The sequence below is a fragment of the Nocardia sp. NPDC052566 genome (assembly GCF_044547285.1).
Lineage (GTDB): Bacteria > Actinomycetota > Actinomycetes > Mycobacteriales > Mycobacteriaceae > Nocardia.
Genome location: NZ_JBIUAF010000001.1, coordinates 1,712,111 through 1,731,695 on the forward strand (window position 1 = coordinate 1,712,111; position 19,585 = coordinate 1,731,695).

At 64.1% G+C, this 19,585-nt stretch carries 16 protein-coding genes; 7 read left to right on the forward strand and 9 right to left on the reverse strand.

From position 1 onward, the window contains the following. Positions 1-15 precede the first annotated feature (15 nt). Complete coding sequence (locus tag ACIG5A_RS07110) at positions 16-1,338, reverse strand: polyprenyl synthetase family protein (protein WP_397238643.1); 1,323 nt, start codon at positions 1,336-1,338, stop codon at positions 16-18. Positions 1,339-1,697: 359 nt separating this feature from the next. On the opposite strand from ACIG5A_RS07110, the gene ACIG5A_RS07115 reads away from it, so the two are divergent. Continuing rightward, a complete protein-coding gene (locus ACIG5A_RS07115) occupies positions 1,698-2,129 on the forward strand; it encodes a hypothetical protein (protein ID WP_397238645.1) in 432 nt (143 codons plus the stop codon). A 93-nt stretch (positions 2,130-2,222) separates the two neighbouring features. Here ACIG5A_RS07115 and ACIG5A_RS07120 read toward each other — a convergent pair whose 3' ends face one another. The 3 genes from ACIG5A_RS07120 to ACIG5A_RS07130 all read right to left on the reverse strand — a co-directional run bounded on the left by ACIG5A_RS07120 (position 2,223) and on the right by ACIG5A_RS07130 (position 3,882). Then, positions 2,223-2,477, reverse strand: a complete 255-nt coding sequence (locus ACIG5A_RS07120; protein ID WP_397238647.1) for a hypothetical protein — start codon at positions 2,475-2,477, stop codon at positions 2,223-2,225. Between the two features lie 387 nt (positions 2,478-2,864). Beyond that, the gene (locus ACIG5A_RS07125) at positions 2,865-3,605 is read right to left on the reverse strand and encodes a GNAT family N-acetyltransferase (protein WP_397238649.1); all 741 of its coding nucleotides are present in this window, start codon (positions 3,603-3,605) and stop codon (positions 2,865-2,867) included. Further along, complete coding sequence (locus tag ACIG5A_RS07130) at positions 3,511-3,882, reverse strand: DoxX family protein (protein ID WP_397238651.1); 372 nt, start codon at positions 3,880-3,882, stop codon at positions 3,511-3,513. Before ACIG5A_RS07130 ends, ACIG5A_RS07125 begins: the two co-directional genes overlap by 95 nt. Before the next feature lie 345 nt (positions 3,883-4,227). On the opposite strand from ACIG5A_RS07130, the gene ACIG5A_RS07135 reads away from it, so the two are divergent. Further along, on the forward strand, positions 4,228-5,259 hold the full coding sequence (locus ACIG5A_RS07135; protein ID WP_397238653.1) for a ScbA/BarX family gamma-butyrolactone biosynthesis protein: 1,032 nt from the start codon (positions 4,228-4,230) through the stop codon (positions 5,257-5,259). A 1-nt stretch (position 5,260) separates the two neighbouring features. Here ACIG5A_RS07135 and ACIG5A_RS07140 read toward each other — a convergent pair whose 3' ends face one another. Genes ACIG5A_RS07140 through ACIG5A_RS07155 form a run of 4 tightly spaced genes read right to left on the reverse strand, consistent with a single transcriptional unit; the run spans position 5,261 to position 10,885 of the window. Continuing rightward, positions 5,261-6,379, reverse strand: a complete 1,119-nt coding sequence (locus tag ACIG5A_RS07140) for a cytochrome P450 (protein WP_397238655.1) — start codon at positions 6,377-6,379, stop codon at positions 5,261-5,263. A gap of 33 nt (positions 6,380-6,412) precedes the next feature. After that, positions 6,413-8,233, reverse strand: a complete 1,821-nt coding sequence (locus tag ACIG5A_RS07145; RefSeq protein WP_397238657.1) for a VWA domain-containing protein — start codon at positions 8,231-8,233, stop codon at positions 6,413-6,415. Next, a complete protein-coding gene (locus ACIG5A_RS07150) occupies positions 8,230-9,465 on the reverse strand; it encodes a cation:proton antiporter (protein WP_397238659.1) in 1,236 nt (411 codons plus the stop codon). Before ACIG5A_RS07150 ends, ACIG5A_RS07145 begins: the two co-directional genes overlap by 4 nt. Beyond that, positions 9,452-10,885: an NAD(P)/FAD-dependent oxidoreductase gene (locus ACIG5A_RS07155; RefSeq protein WP_397238661.1), complete on the reverse strand. Its 1,434-nt coding sequence runs from the start codon at positions 10,883-10,885 to the stop codon at positions 9,452-9,454. Before ACIG5A_RS07155 ends, ACIG5A_RS07150 begins: the two co-directional genes overlap by 14 nt. A 199-nt stretch (positions 10,886-11,084) precedes the next feature. Between ACIG5A_RS07155 and ACIG5A_RS07160 the strand changes: the two genes are divergently transcribed. From ACIG5A_RS07160 to ACIG5A_RS07170, 3 genes are all read left to right on the forward strand, one after another. Next, positions 11,085-13,646 (forward strand): ATP-binding protein, encoded by a 2,562-nt coding sequence (locus tag ACIG5A_RS07160; protein WP_397238663.1) that lies wholly within the window; start codon positions 11,085-11,087, stop codon positions 13,644-13,646. A gap of 82 nt (positions 13,647-13,728) precedes the next feature. Next, the gene (locus ACIG5A_RS07165; protein WP_397238665.1) at positions 13,729-14,148 is read left to right on the forward strand and encodes a hypothetical protein; all 420 of its coding nucleotides are present in this window, start codon (positions 13,729-13,731) and stop codon (positions 14,146-14,148) included. Between the two features lie 83 nt (positions 14,149-14,231). Then, positions 14,232-15,032, forward strand: a complete 801-nt coding sequence (locus ACIG5A_RS07170; protein ID WP_397238667.1) for an iron chaperone — start codon at positions 14,232-14,234, stop codon at positions 15,030-15,032. 4 nt (positions 15,033-15,036) lie between these two features. On the opposite strand, the gene ACIG5A_RS07175 is transcribed toward ACIG5A_RS07170, so the two are convergent. Next, a complete protein-coding gene (locus ACIG5A_RS07175) occupies positions 15,037-16,809 on the reverse strand; it encodes an acyltransferase domain-containing protein (protein ID WP_397238669.1) in 1,773 nt (590 codons plus the stop codon). Between ACIG5A_RS07175 and ACIG5A_RS07180 the strand changes: the two genes are divergently transcribed. Continuing rightward, entirely contained in the window at positions 16,774-17,904 is a 1,131-nt protein-coding gene (locus tag ACIG5A_RS07180) for an aminotransferase class I/II-fold pyridoxal phosphate-dependent enzyme (protein ID WP_397238671.1), read from the forward strand. The two genes, ACIG5A_RS07175 and ACIG5A_RS07180, sit on opposite strands and share 36 nt — an antisense overlap. 31 nt (positions 17,905-17,935) lie before the next feature. Continuing rightward, a complete protein-coding gene (locus ACIG5A_RS07185; protein WP_397238673.1) occupies positions 17,936-19,537 on the forward strand; it encodes an NAD-dependent epimerase/dehydratase family protein in 1,602 nt (533 codons plus the stop codon). The last annotated feature ends 48 nt before the right edge of the window (positions 19,538-19,585 follow it).

Here is a 19,585-nt window from a genome sequence, read left to right on the forward strand (position 1 = left end):
AGAATGGAGTCGTGCTCAGAGTGCGCGATGCAGCCTTCGACTCAACTGATCCCACCACCATGCGACGGATGAGGCCGGCGGGCTGTGGTCCGTGACCGGACATGCGCTGGTGTAGTTGATGTCGAACGTGACGGCGTGGGGGTGGCGCCCATCAGGATTGTGATATCGGCTGCCCGTTAGATGGTGCTGCAAGCTCCCTGCGATGATCAAGTCGAGGGCATCCAGATACGTGTTGGATTCCGATGACACCTCAGGCCGCAGTTCGGCGCGGAGGTGTTGCCACAGGCACATGAATCGGTTGCGGTAGTCGGCCGTCTTGGCAAACGCGGCGCCGGTGTCATAGTTACCGACTTCCCAGAAGCGGACCGTGCTCGCCGACGGCCACTTCCCCGTGGTGTCGGCGCAGTGGCGTTCCTTGCCGTATGAGATCATGTCGTTGTCGAGTGTAGCGGTCATCATTGCGGCGTAGCCTGCGGCGACGAATTTCGGATCGTGCCATGTTTCAGCTGAAACTGCTTGCGGACAGACGATATTCGCGATATCGAGCATGAATGGCGCTCCCACGGAGATAAATCGCATCCGGAGGAAATCCGCAGGCGAGAGTACATCCCGATCGGTCGTGTCGGCGAGAACACTCAGCAGCCAGAATCCGAATCCACCGGTGTAGCGAGCGGCCCGTACCTCCCCTCCGAGTTGGTGTGCACGGTCGGTGATGTCGTAGAGGGCTGCGAGGATCGGAGTGTCCATACTTTCTGCGCTGTACGTGCGGTGATTGGCGACGATCAAGGCCATTTGCGCGATCAGCCGGCCCAGCGAGATGGGAGACGTCTCCCCGACTTCCAGCCGCAGGTCGTCGAGATGTGCTACGAAGCACCAGATGTCACTGATCCATTGCACACGATCGGTCGGCTGCTCCGGGAACCAATGCGCTGCCAAATCACCCGCCATGATGTTGGAAACGGCATTCTCGTCGGCCGTCGTTGGGCAAAACCCCATCCCACGCATCCATTCCATGGTTCTGAGATTGATGAGGTCGACGTCGGGGTGACACCGCGGCAGAGTCGGGTGATACAGGGGAGGGATTACGTAGTGGGCCATCGCATCGACCTTTCTGCTTCGACTGCATGAGGGAATTCTGTCACTGATCAATTCCATCAATTGGGCAAACCGGGCGCCGACGCCCGACATGAGCACAGCCACCACGGGCAGGGACTTCTGGCGCCGCCGCAGATCCGAACCGGCCGACCTGCCCGTGATTTCAGGATCACCCCAGATGTCGAGCAGATCGTCGACGAGTTGGAAGGCCATATCCAGATGCGAACCGAGCCGGCTCAGCATCCAGTGATGTCGTCGTGCAGGAGCATCACGGTCACCTCATTTCGGCGCCGGTCCGGGTATGCGAAACCTGTTCGTCAACAAGGACATACGAGAACAAGCAACTGTGTATCCGGAACAGTTCTGGAGCGATGATCGGCAGGGCCGCCGGTGGGCGCCGTGCCCTGTGGGATGTCGTCGTCGACGCAGGTCAGACACTGAATCGACGCCGATTCTCGATGCCTGCGGGTTATCCTCGTTGGTACCGGTTTCCGCCGAATCCCGCTGCGGCTTCACGGCATTCGATAGCGCCTCGGACGCCGGAGGAGCAGTCGAGCGCGGTCAGGAGGGTTGAGGTGTCGGCGGAGCGGTTTGATAATCGTATGTTGACGATGAAAAACAGCGGCAATCCGAGCGTGCCCGTTCCGGAGTCGGCAGACCGACACCCGATACCTGCCGGAACCGGCGAGCTGGTCGCTGTCGTGCACGTGGTGCAGCAGTGCGTGATCGTGCTCGGACGGTCCGGGGTGTGTTCATTGGACACTCTGGCCATCGACACGAGCGGCCGGACCGGCAAGTCGCTGCTGCGCCGCGCCGATGTCGCGTTGATCGCGGCAGGATGGGAGCGGCTCGGACCCTGGCGACCCGCGCCACCGCCGACGCCGATGACCCGACGCCTCGGTATCGCCGAACACGCGCGCGCCGCGCCTGTCCAGCGCACACCACAAGCCCGCGCCGCTACCGAGGTGGGAAACGGACAGCTCCGACGCGATCGGTCCAGCAGTTCCCACGCCGCGCCGCCGAGCAAACGCTGAACAACCAGGCCTGCGCGATGAAGCCGGGCTCCGGGCGACACCGTGAGGGCTGCGACCTGCCGGACCCAGATCACAGTCTGACCGTCTCGCGCGTCAGCGGTCGTAGAGCACTTCCCCGGCTCCTGCACGTGGTGTGCCGCCAGCTCGCGCGGCGGCCAGCTCAACTTTGCGCAGGGCCCGATCTCGCAGCTTGCTCAACTCGGTGCGTTCGTCCCCGAAGTAGTGACCGGTGTCGAGTTCGCGGGACAGGGCTAGCACGCTGTCGCGCAGCCGGGTCGCGGACTCGATGTCCAACGGTCGTTCCGCCATCGCTGCCGCGGTGTGCAGACGCCGCCTCAGCTGCTCCATCCGGTCTCCTCGGCCCTGTGTGCCTCCGCATCAGGGCTACCCAGCCTAGCCAACCGCTACACCGCACTCCACCGATTTCAGCCAAGCAGTCAACGACGAGCTAACCAAAACACCTGCGGCCCAACGATCGGGACCGATCGGTACGCGCCGATTGCGCAACTTCACGGTTTCCGTTGCCTCAGATAAGGGTATTTCCCTCATTGCCGGACGAGCGTCGCCTGCATTACGCAAACCCGACCCCCGGTCATCGCCGCCCGCTCGGTCGCACGCACCGTGTATTGCAGGCGCCGCTCGCCTGGTCCCGTCGGCGTGGTCGATCCCGCGCGGGGTCTGGACATCAGTTCGAGGCAGGGCCCGTCTGATGCGATCGAGAAATCCACGCGGGCGCTAGGTCGGACGGTGCTGCGGTGACGGCACACGACGCAGAGTCCAGGTTGCAGGTCCAGAATCCGCTCGCCATGGTCCGTCGACGATGTCGAACCCGTGGCGGCCGTAGTAGCGGATATTGGCATGGTTCTGGGTGTTCAGCAGACATGGCTCTCGGCGAAAGTCGGCCTCGTCCAACATTCGCCGTAGCAATCGGGTCCCGACGCCCCCTCCCTGATGAGCAGGAGCGACCCCTAGACCGGCAAGGAACCACGCAGATTTGTCGGCCCGCGCCGCCGCAGCCATGCCGAACCGCGTGAACGTACCGAACCGGCTGGGCGCGGTCGCGAATAGACGTGCAAGACCTGGCAAAGCAGCGAGTTTCCGCGGGCCTGTCGGCGGGAACGTTCCCGGCGGTAGCCATACCGCACTCCCGATAACGCGGCCGTCCATCACAGCGACGTACACGTGGCCGTAGTGGATCGCATCGCGCACAGTCAGGCCGAACACCAGGCGGAGCGCACGAGGACGAACATCCGGCCGGGGGAAGAAAGCCACCATGCCGGGGTCGTCGAAGTGGCTCTCCGCAAGCGGAACCGCGACCTGATCAGCCTCGATCGGCAGCGCTGTCCTGACAACGACGGCTGTAGAGCACATCCGAGGGCTGCTATCCCCTGGTGGCCAAGCCGATGGCCACGAAACCGGCGAGGAGCGTAAGCGTGATGTTGATCGGCAATGGCTGGAACTCCCTGCGCTGAACATGGGTCGTTATCGCGCCCACTTGCAGCAGAACCAGGCCCGCTGCCGCCAGCGGCGCCAGTATCTCAGCGACACCGATCACCCGCGGAAGCAACAAGCCCGCGGCGCCTAGGCCCTCGGCGGCGCCGATCGCCTGCACGATGCGCGGTGAGAATCCTTCGGCCCATGCCATTTTCGGGTTCTTGAGCAAACGATCGTAAGGCGTTGCCAGTTTCATCACGCCGGACGCCAGGTAGGCGGCGGCGAGCACACCGGACACGATCCACAGGGCAGTGTTCATGACGCACCTCTCGGGTAGACGTGTGGCAGCGAAGAGTCTTCGTAACGAAAGGCATACGCTGCGATTCCCGCAATTGTCCGGGAGCAGTCGAACAATCACCCGCAGTATTCCCACCTGTGGTGACTGCGGAGCGATAGCTGTCGACGTGATGTAGTTGCATGTTAACTGTTCAATCATGGAAAGCAGCATCGAACCACATGGTTGCTCGACGTCGCCATAAGCCTTCCCTGCAATCCCGAGCCAAGCCTGCGGCAAAGTCTCGCCAACCATCCAACAGTCGCGGCTTAGAGACGACCCGAAGACCATACCTAGGTGTTCCGAAACCGGGTATCGACACTTTTCCCGATGCAGAAGACCGGTATCGCGCGCATCCTGCAGCTAGGACGAATTCTCCGATGCATAGCAGGCAGTTATCAAGAGAGAGGTTGGGCCGTGACCGTCGAAATAATTGGCCAAGAGCGGCATCTTTGGACCGTATCACGTAGGCTGGTGCACCGCCGCGCAGTTGCCGAGGTGTTCGTTACTTCGCTAGAGCAATTGTCCAGCTCGGAATTCGCCGCAGGCGTCCAATTACCGCGGACGCACGCATTTTTCGGCGATCACTCCGGTGTGTCCGAATATCAATATGACCCACTGGCGGTGATGGAGGCAGCGCGTCAAGCGGCGATCGCAATCTCCCAGCAGTACTTCGATGTACCATATCGGGTCGCATATATTCTGCGCACGTTCAGCGGGCAGGCCACCGACTCGACCGGTTGGTATATCGGTGGCACTCCGGCTGATTTGCTGCTGACCGTCCGGGTATCGCGGGTGCGTCAGCGCGACAACGTCGTCCACGGGCTCGATATGACGCTCACTGCCGAGCGTGATGGTGAGCCATTGATGGCGATCGACGGGACGTTCAGCTGGCTGCCCCCCGACAAGTGGTCGGCACTGCGGACCGATGTCCGAAAGCAATTGGGGCTCGGTGAATTCGACGGCTCGCCAGCTCCCGGACCGCGCGCGCACGCGGCGTTGGTCCGTCGCAAGGATCCGCGCAACGTGGTGATCGGGCCGCCGGTTGTCGACGCCGAGACAGCACGGGCCGCATTGGTCGTCGACACCACCCATCCGACACTGTTCGACTACCAACTCGATCACGTGCCGGGGACACTGCTGATCGAGGCCTGCCGACAGACCGCGCTGGTCGGGCTCGGCGTCCCGGATCTGTGTTTGCGCTCGGTGTCGAGCAGTTTCGAACGCTTCGTGGAGCTCGACATACCCGCCGAATGTGTTGCGGTAACCACCGATTCCAGCCGCACGGGGGGTGAGGTGACCTGTCGGGTTGTGCAACACGGTGCGCCCGCGGCGCACGTCACACTCCGCTTCAAGCGATGAATCAGCCGACGGTCACCGGCAAGCCCGCCAAACCGCGAAACAGCAGACTGGACCGCCAGGTCGGCGTGTGGTCGTCCAACGTCAGCCCGACGTCATCCGAAAAGAGTTGGCGCATAGCAGTTTTGATGTTGACGCGCGCCAAGTGCTCGCCGAGGCAACGTCGACTACCGATACCGAAGCTCAGATGCGCAGGCCTCGACGGCGCGATCTGGAAGCTGTCGGGGTCGTCGAAGCGCTCCGGATCCCGGTTGGCCGCTGCGACGAGCGGGCCGATGAAATCTCCTGCCTTGATCTCCTTTCCGTGGATCGTCAGATCAACCGCAGCCTCGCGGCCGAGCAATGGCGCGGACGGTTCGCAACGCAGGATCTCTTCCACGGTGTTGTCGAGTAGCGACCAGTCCGCGCGCAGCTGTGCCAGTGCCGCCGGATTCGTCAGCAGCAAGTAGGCGCCACTGGCGATCTGGTGCGCGGTCGTGTCATAGCCGCCGATCACCAGATGAACCCGTCGCCGCTGGTCCGCGATTTCTGAATGTGCAGAGCGAAGTAGGCGTACATCTCGTTCAGGGCGCGTCGCCCTGCGGGCAGACAATCGGGCCGGGTCATATCGGTCGCCAGGAACAGGTCGCGGCCCCATCCGGCGATCATGTCGGCATCGGTGTCGGGCACGTCGAAGAGTGCACCGATCACCGGTATTGGGATTCGCCATGCGAAGTCCCGTACGAGATCGCCACCCGCCGGCGCGGCGCAGTTCGCCCACGAGAGCGGTTACGACAGCGTCGGATCGCTCGATCAACGCCGCAGCGGTCGAATGTCGCATGTTCTTCTGTACCAGCCGACGTAACCGGGTGTGTTCGGGCGGATCTTTGAAGAACAGGAAGTCACCGAGTATCGTGTTGCCGCCAAAGGACTTGTCCACCATCTCGACCCAGCCGCGCTTCACGAAGCGAGGGTCACGAAAGACCGTCGCGCTATCGGAATACGTAGTCGTGCACCATATTCGCAGCGGCTCGATGAAATGCACCGGATCGGACGCGCGCAGTTGCCGCAGGCGCGTGTGCATGTCCGCATAGAAGTCCGGGTCGAATGGATCGAGTTTCGTGTGAGAGCTACCGTGGTCCATAGGGCGGTTCCAATCGTGGGCGATACATGTGATTTACCGTCGGCGGTGCCGCACAAGGAGCAATACGAGAACGGTGATGGTAGTGACGGTGAATGCGAGAACTGCGACCACACCGCCGATGATCCAGGTCGATCTGTCGCTGCCGGACTCCGTCCGGATAACCGACTGGCCGGATGGGACGGCATGCGCAGCACCGACTTCCCCAGAATAGGAAGGTTCGTCTATGGGGTTGCCGACGACGTTTACTTCCAGTGTCACTGGAGTCTGAGTTCCGGATTTGTGACCGTATCCGGGAGATAGGGCCGCCGAAACGTAGTACCAGCCGGGCACCGACATCACTTGGTGTTGTTGGCCATATCCGTTGCGGTTGTTGTACCGAATCGGTGGTGTGCCTATCGGGTCGGTTGATTTCGTTTCGCCGTCGGTGACGACAGCATGCTCACGGCTCCAGCGCAATCGGGTGGCACTGTAGACGGCGGCTTCGAGGCTGCTCACGCCGGAACTGGGACCGCCGGTCAGGCGATACGACAGTCCTTGTCCGAACTCCAATTTCACCTTGAAGAAGACTCGTTCGCGCGCCTGCAGGGTATCGGTGTACCGGCCGGTGCCGGGCAGTTCGGTCGCATCGGCGAACGAGCCACCACCGATCACCGCCACCGCATCACCGGTCTGGGCAGTGAATGGCACAGTGCTGGTCGCGTCCGCGGGCCCCTTGTCGCCGACCAAAGGCGGTTCGACGAAGACCTGCAGTTCCACCGGCAGCGTGACGATGTCGGCATGGGTCTGGCTCTGAGCCGGCGGCCGGGACACCGCGACCACATGCCTCCCCGCCTTTGTGCAACCGCCCACCGGAAGCACCGCCAGCACCGTGCCGATCGCACCCTCGTTGGCACCGGTCACGACCTCGCTGGTGCGCGCGGCCAAACATTCCGTGTTGTCGGGACCGAAGGATTGCACATGGACAACTTCGACCGACGACTTGTGTCCCCGCGGATAGATCACCGTCCCGGACACATAGATTCGGCCACTGGCGGGCACGTCGACCGCATAGTATTTCGCCTCCTCGCCGAGGCTGTCGAGGTAACTACCCGCGCCGAGTTGCGGCGCGGCGGCAGGGTTCGCGGCACCCGCCACCGGCACGCCGCTCGGCCGATAACTGCGCAGCGCTTTCGAAGCAACCCGCGGTAGAACACTCTTCAATGCCGCGCCGTCGTCCGCATCGCTGTAGGTTCCACCGGTGGACCGCGCGATGCAGGCGAGCTGGTCGCGCGCATCACCCCCCGTCTTGAACCCGACGGTGTGAATCCGCAAGTCGACACCGTCCCGAGCCAACTCTGCGGCGATTTCACACGGCGGCGGAGGCGCACAGGTGTCCTCGCCGTCGGATACGAGCACGATCGACCGTCCGCCTTCGCGTGGTAACGCAGCAGCGGCGTTGCGCAATGCCACACCGATCGGTGTGTAGCCTCGCGGCCTCAACCCCTCGATGGCGGCTTTCATCGCCGCCCGATCGGGAGTCCCGACTGGGGTGAGCTGATGGTAGTCCCGGCACCCGGCGGCTCTGTCGGCGGACGAGGGCCCGGTGCCGGTGCCGTATGTCGCCAGCCCGACCTCCGCCTCGGTCGGCAACATGTCGACAAAGTTCGTCGCGGCTTGCTGCGCCGCGGCCATCCGAGTCTGTCCATCACCGGCATCGGGTTCGGACATCGATCCTGACGCGTCGATCACCAATATCAGCGGGTGGTACGTGGATTCAGCACCGCCCGGCGCCGCGACGGCTGCCGGTTGCCCTGCGGGCAGGACCGCGGCCGCCAGCACCAGCACACTCCCCATCAATCGCACTACTGTTTTCATGACACGCTTTCCTTCACCCCATGCCCACGATCAGGCTTGTTGTCAACGCCGACCACGCCGAGCCGACTCAGCAACGGACCAGTCACAGCCGTGGTGACCAGAGCCATCACCACCAGGGCGCCGAACATGTCGGCGCCGATCAACCCCAGGGAATGACCCACCGAGAGCACAACGAGTTCGGTCAGCCCGCGGCAATTCATCATCGTGCCGAGCGCGACGGCATCGAAGCGGCCGAAGCCCAAAGCGAGCGCGGTGACAGTGGTGCCGGCGAACTTGCCGGTCACGGCGCAGCCGATCACCGCCAGAGTGAGCGCTACACCACTAGCACCGAGCAGCGGGCGCAGGTCCGTGTGCAGCCCGAGCGCGGCGAAGAATGCGGGCAGTCCGACATGAGTGGTGAACCCGTCGACGCTTTGCAGTCCGACGCCGCGAGGCATGATCAACCCGGCCGCCAAGGCACCGAATATCGCATGTAGCCCTAGCAGATCGGTCGCGGCGCCACATACCAGCGCAATAGCCAGCATCGGCGCGACCGGCATACCCTTGGCAAACACCCGGTGCACGATGGGACGCACGCCGAAGCCCATGAGGAGGCCGAAGGCGGTGGCGAGCCCGACCCGCAGACCGAACGGGCCGAGACCGCCATCCCGTGCGGCCGCGACGACGCCTCCGAGCGCGAGCCACGCCAGCACATCGACCACCCCGGCGGTCGCCAGGCCGAGAACACCGAGCTGGTCCGTCGCCACTCCGTGTTCACGGAGGATATGGGCGAGGACGGGAAACGCCGTTACTCCCAATGCGACTCCGACGAAACCCGCGTACGCACCCACCGCGGTGCCCGGCGGCCGGGCATCGCTCCAGATCAGGGCTACGCCCACACCGAGCGCGCCGGGAACGAGAAACGCGGCACAGCCCAGCGCGACGACGCCGCCACGCGCGGCCCTCGTGTGTTCGACAGATAGGGCGAGTCCGACCCCGAAGGCGAACAGTGCCACGGCCAGTTGTGCGAACTCATCGACGAACGCCACCACATCCACGTCGAACAACCAGTGCCATGCAGGTGTGACCATGCGCTCCAATAGCGTTGGTCCGAGGGCGAATCCGGCAGCGAGCTGGCCAACTACCCTGGGCTGACCAAGTTTCCGCGCCAGCGCGCCAGCCCCGGCAGCCACCAGGACGATGAGTCCGATCGCCAATAGTGAACGCCCCGTGAAGCCGTCAGGTTCGAGCATCGCGGAGCCGAAGCCGGGGCGAGGTCTCGACGACCATACGGTGCGCGCCGTCGTAGTCGCCGGCGTCGTGCCCGTCCCACAGATCTCGCAACGCACTCATATCGAGATCGGGGATGCCGCGGGCCACATTGGGGACTGTGGTGTCGATGGACTTGTTCGCGATCTCGCGTGCGTCGTGCGCTTGTTTGATCAGCGCATCGGTGCTGACGCGGCTGGCGGCGGCACCTGCTTCGCGAATGTCGGTGGTACCAGCGGTGATATCCATGAACGAATGCAGCGGCGAGGCCACGTCGTCGGCTTGCCCCATCCGCAGCTGCTGCGCTTGCCAGAAGTACGAATCCTTGTCCTCGTACCGCTGATACAGGTGCGAGACCAGCACGATCAGCCGACTGTACGCGCGCCGATAGCTGTATTCGAAGAAGTCGAGCGCGGTCTGTTCCGGCATGCCTTCGTTGGCGATGGAGGCGATGGCTGCCGCGGCGACGAGCGAGCTGTACATACCGAGATGCACCCCGGTGGACAGGAGCGGATCGAGAAAGCAGGCGGCATCGCCGATGATGAGATGGCCCGGTCCGCAGAATCGGCTTGCCACATACGAATAGTCCTGGTCCGTGCGCACTTCCTCGACGCATTCGGCCCCCTCCAGCATCCACAGCAGCGACTTCGAACTGAGGACGCGGTCGAGGTAGAACTCCTTGGTGCTCGCAAAGGTCGATCGCAACCGGCCGTAGGACTGCTTGTGGGTCACGAACCCGACACTCAGCTTGTCGCCTGCCAGCGGAATGGCCCAGATCCAGCCGTCCGGCGTCGAGATCGAATGGACGGCGCCTTCGGGCGCCTGCGGAAGCAGCCGCGCGCCACGCCAGTACGACCAGGTCGCTACGTTGCGAAATATCTCGTGCTGCTGCCGCAGCCGGAGCGTGTGCGCGAGCACTCCGGTACGTCCGGAGGCATCCACGATGAAATCGGCTCCCCTGGTGTGGATTTCACCGTTCTCGAGCCATTCGACGGCGCATGCTCGGTCGTCGTCGAAGATCACCCGGAGCACTTTGGCTTCCTGGTGCACGTCGGCGCCCTGTGTCGCTGCGTTGTCGAGCATGAGGGTGTCGAAGACACTGCGCTCGACCTGCCACGAGTGCGCATCCGGACGGACCATCGCGGGCCAGTCGATGATCCACTCGTCCGAGCCCCACTGGAAGACAGCGCCGGTCTTCACCTGAAACCCCGCGTGGCGGATCGCATCTCCCGCGCCCGCGGCGTCGATGATCGGAACCAGTGCGAGCAGCAGCGATTCTCCGATGTGATAGCGCGGAAACCGTTCGCGTTCCAGCACTGTGACCGACAAGCCTGCTCGTGCCAGCAGCGCCGCACACGTGGACCCTGCGGGGCCTCCTCCGATAACGATGACGGACTTGGGCATGGCGCCTCCAAACTGCAGCCGTGTACGGCCGGATCGTGCTCAACGTAGCCACGCCCAGTAGCCGCAACCGCAGACCTCCCACAGCTGGGAATACCTTCGCTCGCGAGAAAACGCTTCCGGATGGAATCGCTGTGTTACAATGCGGCCTTGGCTTCTTTGTGCCATGATTGCCAGCACACGGCTGGCAACGAGGTAGGTCTTGAGTCACCAGAAGCACAGCGGCGCGCCCGATCCCGACCGATTCGTGGGTCGAGAGCGGGAGCTCAGGCGAATCGGCGAACTCCTGCAGCGGCCCGCGCGACTATTGACCCTGGTAGGGCCCGGTGGAATCGGCAAGACACGATTGGCCGCGGAAGCCGCGCGCGGATACCGCAACGCCACGAAACGTCCCGTGCACTGGGTGCGACTGGCGCGAATGACAGCAGGGGCAGGCGCTACCGCCGTGGTGGACGAGGTTGCACAGCAGGTAGTCGGGAACGACTTCTCGAACCGCTCGGCGTGGGACGCGGTGGTGCAGACCCTGTCCACGAATTCAGGAGTGCTTGTACTCGACAACTGCGAGCACGTCCAGTACGGCGTCGGCTCTCTCGTCGACCACCTGCTGGACGCCGTGGCCGACCTGACCGTCGTGGCGACCAGCCGCAAGGCCATCGGCTGGGTTGACGAACAACGGATCTCGGTCCCGCCGCTCACACACGCGGACGCCATCGCGTTGTTCGAGCAGCGCGCCGAGCTGACAGGCCGTCGCCTTGCTCGCGACGACGACGCGATTATCAGTGCGATCTGCCGACGTATGGACGACCATCCACTGTTCGTCCGGCTGGCAGCGGCTCGACTGACTCGCAGCACACCGGCGATGATCCTGTCCGAACTCGGCGCGGCGGGCGGCGTCGACCAGCGGTTGGATTGGACCGACGGTCCGCGGTACGGGGTTGAGCCCCGCCATCGCGCCCTGGCCGATGTCGTCGCGTGGTCCTACGACCTCTGCACACCCGAGGAGCGACTGCTCCTAGAGCGGCTTTCTATCTTTGCGGCCGGATACACAGTCGATTCAGACAGCGGAGGCGATCGGTTCGGTGCCGATATCGGAGTCGACGTCGAAGCGATCGAAGCTGTCTGTTCGGATGATGAAACTACCGCCGCCGTACACCTCACACCGGATCGGATTCGGGGCGCCCTCGACGACCTCGTCGATCAGTCGATGGTTGTCGTACATTTCGACCGCCCGACGGTTCGCTATTCGTTGGTGGAGTCCGTCCGGGTCTTCGCGGAAAGACGCCTACAGGAACGTTCGACCGCTGCGGTTGACGAACCGGCGCGGGTGGCCCGCAAGTACCTCTACTATTACCGCGACAAGATCACCGAAATGGCAGAGACCTGGAATCGCGACAGATCAGCCGACATCCCCTACTGGGCCGTCGACTCGTGGGACAACCTGCGCGCCGCCACGGAACTCGGCATCTCGACCCCCGACGAGGCGACCGCTGGCCTGCAGATATGCGCCGCCATCCTCGCCCTGAGACTGCCCTTCACCCTCGGCTCGTTCCGAGAAGCGCGCCGGCTGACCGAGCGAGCGCTGCACGCCGCTGTCACATCGACACCGGCGCTTACCGAGCTCCGGATCACGACCATGGCCGTACTCGCTATCGTTGCCCAGATTCAAGGGGACCGCGAAGGGCTGACCCGGCTGCTCGAGCAATGTGTCGACCATTACCTCGCGGGACTCCCCGAATCGGCTCGGCCGCAGAACTGGCGGGACACAACAGATTCCGATATCGGTCTACCCGCGGTCGTGGAGATCGCCTGGGGGCATGAGCTTGTCATCCAACGGGACCCCAGGGCGGTGACCGTCCTCGAACGAGGTGCGGCAAAATGCGCGCTGCTCGGCGACCAGCTCGGCGCACAGTACTGGGATCTCAGCGCGGGCCTGTGGGCCGCGCTCCTGTGGCCACAACACCCCTCGCGCGAGCGAGCCGCGCAGTGGACGAGGACAGCGCCACACCAGTCGTCGTGGGTCACCGTGTGGGGGCAATTGAAAGGAGCGGTGGCCTTGAGCAAGGGGGGCGAGCCCGAAGCCGCGCTCGAGGTGCAGCGCACGGCCCTGGTCACACTGCTGAAACTACCGGATGTGGCGGCCGCGATATTCGCGACGCATTCCATGACCTGGTCGCTCGCGGAGCTGATCACCGTCCTGCAGGGCGCCGAGCATCCCGATCGGAACCGAATCACGGCATTGGCGGTCGAGAACGCACAACTTCTCGGCGCGACCGCGAAATGGCGTGCGACACTGCACCTGGTCTACACGGCGACGACCATGGGTCCGTTCTACGACGAAACCGAGCGGGCAATCACACTCGCCCGTGAGATTCTGGGCGACAACCGCTATACAGAGGCCGAATCCCAAGGCGCCCAACTGCGCCCGGAGCACCACGAGGTGGAACTGTTCGCCGCTGGCATGCTGTCACTGGCGCCCCGCCGCCAAGCTCAGTTCCGTGGCGAATCCGCACTGTGGCACCTCCTGACCCAGGCCGAACGCGATGTGGCCACGCTGGCGGCCGGCGGATTGACCAACATCGACATCGCAGTGCGGCGCGGCACGTCCCGCAAGACCGTGGATGCACAGCTGGCCGCGATCCTGCAGAAACTGTCCATCAGCTCCCGTGCGCACATCAAGGACCATCTGCTCGAGGACGACGCCACCCGAACATCGTCGAAGCCGGCCGTCGAACCTCGTCGGGGATCGAGCGGCACCGGCACCTAGGTATCGCCATCGTCGATACCGATGCGGTTCCCGATGCGCATCGACCGGTGCCGGCCGCATGCTGAATGATGTGAGGTATCCATTGCTGTTCAACATCGGCCTTGCCGCGCTCACCGGCCTCCTGACCAGTCTGCCCGGTCCTTTGCGACCCCCGTCGACTGGACAACAACCGCCGCGAACCAACACCACGATCATGGTTCTGGGCCGCACAGCCACCGTCATCGACGACACCCGCACCCGGCTGGATTTGCCGGGTGTGCGGGTACTCAGCGGCACCGGGATAGATGATCTGCGATCCGCTCTGGCACAAGAAAAGATCGACCACGTCATCATGGGGGCGGGGCTGGCTCTCGACATCCGATTGGCCATCGTGCGCGAAGTGTTCGAAACGAGCACCGCCACGACCGTGCACATGAAGGATTCGTCCTCCGGCCCAGAAGGCTTGGCCCCCTTCGTGAACGCGGTAGTCACCGGCCTCCGCCGCATCCCGCGCCCGCAGTAGGTCGGTGCTGATACAACGACCGCGCTGGTCGGCGAGCGCTGTATCTGAATGCGACGATCCCAAGGAAGGAAACTCCGCACGCGATGACGGAGACGGACAAGTCCGCCAGAGGCGCCACCGCTACCAGCGGCGTGGACAATGAGACCAGTGACAAGGAGGCCGCGGTACTCGCTACGATCGCCAGGATGGCCGGCCCGGATCGTGCGATCGCCGCCCGCATCCATGCCATTGTCAAGGCCAGCGTGCCAGCCCTGGCTCCGAGACTTTGGTACGGGATACCTGGGTACGCGATCAACGGCAAGGTCGTCTGCTTCTTTCAGGAAGCGGAATCCGAGACCAGGTACGCGACATTCGGTTTCACCGATGCGGCGAACCTCGACGACGGCGCCATGTGGCCGGTCACCTTCGCCCTGACGGAGCTGACGGCTGCCGATGAGGAGAGGATCGGCGCGCTGGTGAAGCGGGCATGCGCGGAATTCACGGCGGCCGAACGAACCGCGATCGCGGAGCACGTCGAAGGGTTGAAGATGGCCGCGCGTCGCGGCTTCCCCCAGGCACAGGCACCGGGGGAAGCCGACGTGCTCGAGAAGATCGCCGCGATGGCGGAATCGGATCGTGCCATAGCCGAACGGATTCACGCCGTCGTCGCAGCGACGCTGTCGCCGAAACTCTGGTACGGCATGCCCGCCTACGCGAAGGACGACACAGTTGTCTGCTTCTTCCAATCCGCTGAGAGATTCAAGATGCGGTACGCGACATTAGGCTTCAACGACTGTGCGAACCTCGACGACGGCACCTTCTGGCCGACCGGCTTCGCACTGACGACCGTGACCGACCACGACGAGGCAAACATCAGCGAGTTGATGCAGCGGGCGATCGGCTGATCGGTCACCGATTGCGCGATGCCCGTCCGGGTTTCGCGCCCCGGGCGACGATCAGGTCCGCGATCCGGCCGATCGTCCGGTAGTCGTCGAAGGGAAAGCTCTCTGCGAACGGCGGCAGCTCGTATTGCATCGCGACACGCTCCATCAATTCGATCCGCGTGATCGAGTCGATGCCGAGTTCGGCGTCCAGATCCACATCGGACCCGATGAATTCGACCGGGTAGTCCACTGCCGCGGCAAAGATCGGCCCCAATTCTGCCAGGGCCGACTCGCGGTCGGCGGCAGCCGAATCCGACATCGCGGTTGATGCCGGTTCATGTACAGCGACCCGCACCGATGCCTTCGCTTTCCGCATCGACTGGCCGTTGGTTTTCACAACACCAGTGACCGCAGTGTCGTACGTCGGCCTGCCGTTCGGAACCGTCGGGGTTCGTGCGGTAGCGAGCCGACTTTCCATGGCCGCGAGCGAATCGGTCGGCCAGATGCTGCCCGGCATTGCCGATACGGCCTGCACGTTGGGGATGGTGTTACCGACCATTCCGCTCAAAGCCTGGCGTGTACCGCATTCGATGAACCGGTCGATGCCGATGCTGTGCAGATACCGCAGCGCGGTCGCGAAGTCGACCGGCCGGGTGAGATGACTCGCCAACACCGCGGCGAGATTGTCGGCATCGGTGTAGTAGCGCCCGAGAATGGGCGAATACACACGTCGCCGCAGCGGGCGCTGCCGGACTTGTCGAAGGCTGTAGGCCAGCAGTTCGGCGGCATCCGCCAGCAACGGGCTGTGCAGGGGAAACCTCGACGGGATCCGGTAGCGGGCAATTCCTGCCGTTCGCGCGAGCTCAGCGGCACGGTCGATGGCTTCAATCGGACCGGAGACAACCACCTGCCGGGCACTGTTGATGACGGCGACCGCAAGGCCGGGCACGTCCGCCAAATCCACCAGCGCCGAGACACGAGGCAATCCAGCACCGAGAACAAGCATCCCGCCAGGCACCGTGGGACCGGCGGCATGCAGCGCGCCACTGCGGCGGGCCACGACCGCCGCTCCGTCGGCGACACTCAACGCACCGGCCGTCACCAGCGCGGCAACCTCACCGAGACTGTGCCCAACCAGCACCGAGGGGTCGAATCCGTAGTCACCCAGAATGCGATACGTCGCAACGGCTGCTCCGAACAGCGCAAGCTGCCTGGTGTCCGGATCGTCAGCCAGAATCTCCGCCGGCGCGGCCGATGGGTCGAACAGGGCCGCAGTGCCCCGCAAGCCCAAATCCGTTACGGCTTCGTCGATCTCGCTGAATACCGCACGCAGGTGTCCGTTATCGGCGAGCTCGGCGATAACCGACTCGAGATGCGCACCATGGGCCGCGAAGAGCGCCGCGACCTTGGTTCCCATCGCCACCAACCTCCTAGGGATCGAATCGGTCTGGGTTCCAGGCCTGCTACCGGACCGATCGTTCTTCCCCCGTCGGAAATCTCGGTGAATGCCGATTGTTCGCCCGCTACCGACCGCGCTCACCGACTGTTCCCATAACTGACGAACGGGCTCTGCATCGCGGCCGAGCCCCCTTCTCGTTTCCCACTCCTGGGACGGGTTGGTTCCGTGCCCACACTTGCGAAATACGGTGACAGCGGCGAGCGACAAAGGAGTGGTGGGCGAATGGATCTGCTGGAACGATGCCGTCGGTACACCCGGGTCGACGAAGCGAAAGCTGTTGGGCTGTACCCGTATTACCTGCCGATGGACGGCAACGACGACGGGGTTGCGATCGTTCACGGTCGCCGGCTCGTGATGGCGGGCAGCAACAACTACCTGGGACTCGCCAACGATCCCCGAGTTCGTGATGCCGCTGCGGCCGCGATTCGCACCCACGGCACGAGTTGCACAGGATCACGGGTGCTCAATGGCAACCTTCGGCTCCATGAAACGCTGGAGCGCGAATTGGCAGACTTCTTCGAAGCCGAAGCCGCGCTGGTGTTTCCGACCGGATATCAAGCGAATCTCGGCGCGATCTACGGGCTGGTACGCGAGGGGGATCACGTGTTCCTCGACGCTGCCGTCCATGCGTCATTGATCGACGCGGCACGGATGTCGCGCGGCACCGTCCATCTGTTCACCCACAATGACGCGGACGATCTCGCCGGACAACTCGGCGAAATCGATTCGAGCACACCGTGTCTGGTAGTGATCGACGGCGTCTATTCGATGGAGGGCGATCTCGCCGAGCTGCCGAAGATCGCCGCGGTATGCGACGAATACGGTGCGACCTTGCTGCTCGACGACGCGCACGGCGCAGGCGTGCTGGCCGACGGGCGAGGCACCGTAGCGCATTTCGGGGGCAGCGCCAACGTACCGCTGCGCACACTGACCTTCAGCAAAGCACTCGCCTCCATCGGCGGTGCGGTGCTCGGCCCGGAACGAGTCATCAACTATCTGCGGCATCACTCGCGGCCGATCATGTTCTCCGCCGCGAGCACTCCCGCGGCCACGGCGGCCGCCCTGGCCGCGCTTCGGGTGCTGCGGGAGGAGCCCTGGCGTTGCGCCCGGGCTATCGACATCGCGCGCCGAGTACGTATCGAACTGAGCGCGCTCGGCTTCGACGTAGGGATGAGTGAGACACCGGTCGTCCCAGTGCTGCTCGGTCGCCCAGAGGACTCCGAACTCGCGAACCAGATCACCGTGTTCTCGGCTTACAACAGACTGTTGGAGTTGGGCGTCTACACCAACCCGATACTCCCCCCGGCCGCGTCGCCGCGGTTGCGTACTTCCTTCATCGCGACGCACACCGACGACCAGATCAAGTCCGTCATAGAGGCTTTCGCCATCTTCGCCGTAGAACTGGCCGGCACAGGATCACCTGCGATCGCATAACCGAAATGGGGGTGTCGCGATGAGAATCGCGGTGACTGGGGCAACGAGCGACTTCGGCGCGGTTGTCATTCCACGCCTCCTCGAGGACGACCGGATCGAGGAGGTCGTGGGAATATCACGGCGGCACTGCGGCATTCGTCATGCCAAGTTCCGCCACGTCCGGTTGGACATCCGCGATCCGGCGATCGAGGATGCCTTCGACGGCTGCGACACAGTGATCCATCTAGCGTTCGTGGTATCGGAGATCAGGGACAAGAAGCTGACCGATGACATCAACATCGGTGGTTCGATCAATGTGCTCGAGTCCGCGGCGCGGGCGAGTGCGCGACATCTGGTGATCACCTCCAGCGTCAACGCCTACGGCAACCCGGGCACCCGAGATCCGCTCGACGAGAACACCTTTCCGATGGGCGACCGCAACTGCTACCACCATCACGGCAAAGCGATGGTCGAGCACTACGTGGAATGGTGGCAGCGGCGTCACCCCTACGCCATGCGAATCACCGTCCTCCGTCCCACCTACATCGTCGGACCCCACTTCGCCAACGACGGAATCGCCGCCATGGCGGGAAGATTCCTGGCCATCCCGGATGCGAACTCATCGAGCTTCCAATACCTGCACGAGGATGACCTCGCGACGGCCTACCACCTCGTGGTGCGCCAGCCTTTCAGCGGAGTGTTCAATATCGCGCCACGGGAGACCACACCCGTGCGCCGGCTTGCGGCCATGCATGGTCAGGTGCTGGCCGACCTGCCCATGAAGCTCGGACAGCCGATAGCGGATCTGCTGTTTGCATTGCGATTGAGCAAATACTCCGGCGACTGGATTACCGCGGGCGAGCCGCCTGTCGACGCTTCGCGCTTCCGTCGTCACACCGGATGGGCGCCAACCCTCACCTCCGACGAGGCCGCCGCCCTCATGCTGCTCCACCGAGCCAGGCCGATCCTCGACGCCACGTTCGTGCCGCGACGCGCGCAAGCCTGCGAAACGGTCCTGCGACCGACCACGGAATTCATTGCGGCGCAGCCCGGCGTCAGCACGCCGATGCTCCGACCGCCGGAACATCACCAGCTGGAATCGCCAGGCGGAGCGACCGTGCACGTGGAACACCACACCGCGCGTCGAACACCGTCGCTCACCGTATTGGTCGTTCCGGCGCCGGGGTTGCACGCGCGATTCTATTCGCACCTCGCACAGGACTTCGACGACGACATCGATGTGCTGATCGTGGATCAGCCGGGTACCGGATTGAGTGCGGGCCCACGCCGCGCCGGTGGGCCGGCCGCCACAGCGAGAGCGGTTGAACGGGCGTGGCGCGCGCTTGGCCGCAATCAACTCAGCGAGACGATCGTCGTGATGTTCGCGATTCCTCGTGGCCGTACCTGGCCGCTGTACTCGCGGCCCGAGCTGCTGACGGTACGAGGCTGGGCACGTACCGAAGGGCGGTTAGCCGCACTGCGGCGATCCGGATTCGCGGCAGTCCACATCGAGGCCGATCCGCTGACCCCGGGCACCGCGCGAGATGCCCTCAGCGGGATTCTCTCGGATCGCCGGAATGCGACGGCCTCGCCCGCCGACCGCGAAATGTCAACCACTCCCCAGGATTGGGAACACAACGGGCTCTGTCACTAGCCGCTTCCTACGATCGACGTCTGCCATCCTCTCCCGGGACATGTGTCT

Coding starts and splice junctions, on each gene's coding strand:
- ACIG5A_RS07110 (WP_397238643.1), bottom strand. CDS start 1,338: ATGCTGAGCCGGCTCGGTTCGCATCTGGATATGGCCTTCCAACTCGTC.
- ACIG5A_RS07115 (WP_397238645.1), top strand. CDS start 1,698: ATGTTGACGATGAAAAACAGCGGCAATCCGAGCGTGCCCGTTCCGGAG.
- ACIG5A_RS07120 (WP_397238647.1), bottom strand. CDS start 2,477: ATGGAGCAGCTGAGGCGGCGTCTGCACACCGCGGCAGCGATGGCGGAA.
- ACIG5A_RS07125 (WP_397238649.1), bottom strand. CDS start 3,605: ATGTTCAGCGCAGGGAGTTCCAGCCATTGCCGATCAACATCACGCTTA.
- ACIG5A_RS07130 (WP_397238651.1), bottom strand. CDS start 3,882: ATGAACACTGCCCTGTGGATCGTGTCCGGTGTGCTCGCCGCCGCCTAC.
- ACIG5A_RS07135 (WP_397238653.1), top strand. CDS start 4,228: ATGCAGAAGACCGGTATCGCGCGCATCCTGCAGCTAGGACGAATTCTC.
- ACIG5A_RS07140 (WP_397238655.1), bottom strand. CDS start 6,379: ATGGACCACGGTAGCTCTCACACGAAACTCGATCCATTCGACCCGGAC.
- ACIG5A_RS07145 (WP_397238657.1), bottom strand. CDS start 8,233: ATGAAAACAGTAGTGCGATTGATGGGGAGTGTGCTGGTGCTGGCGGCC.
- ACIG5A_RS07150 (WP_397238659.1), bottom strand. CDS start 9,465: ATGCTCGAACCTGACGGCTTCACGGGGCGTTCACTATTGGCGATCGGA.
- ACIG5A_RS07155 (WP_397238661.1), bottom strand. CDS start 10,885: ATGCCCAAGTCCGTCATCGTTATCGGAGGAGGCCCCGCAGGGTCCACG.
- ACIG5A_RS07170 (WP_397238667.1), top strand. CDS start 14,232: ATGACGGAGACGGACAAGTCCGCCAGAGGCGCCACCGCTACCAGCGGC.
- ACIG5A_RS07180 (WP_397238671.1), top strand. CDS start 16,774: ATGGACGGCAACGACGACGGGGTTGCGATCGTTCACGGTCGCCGGCTC.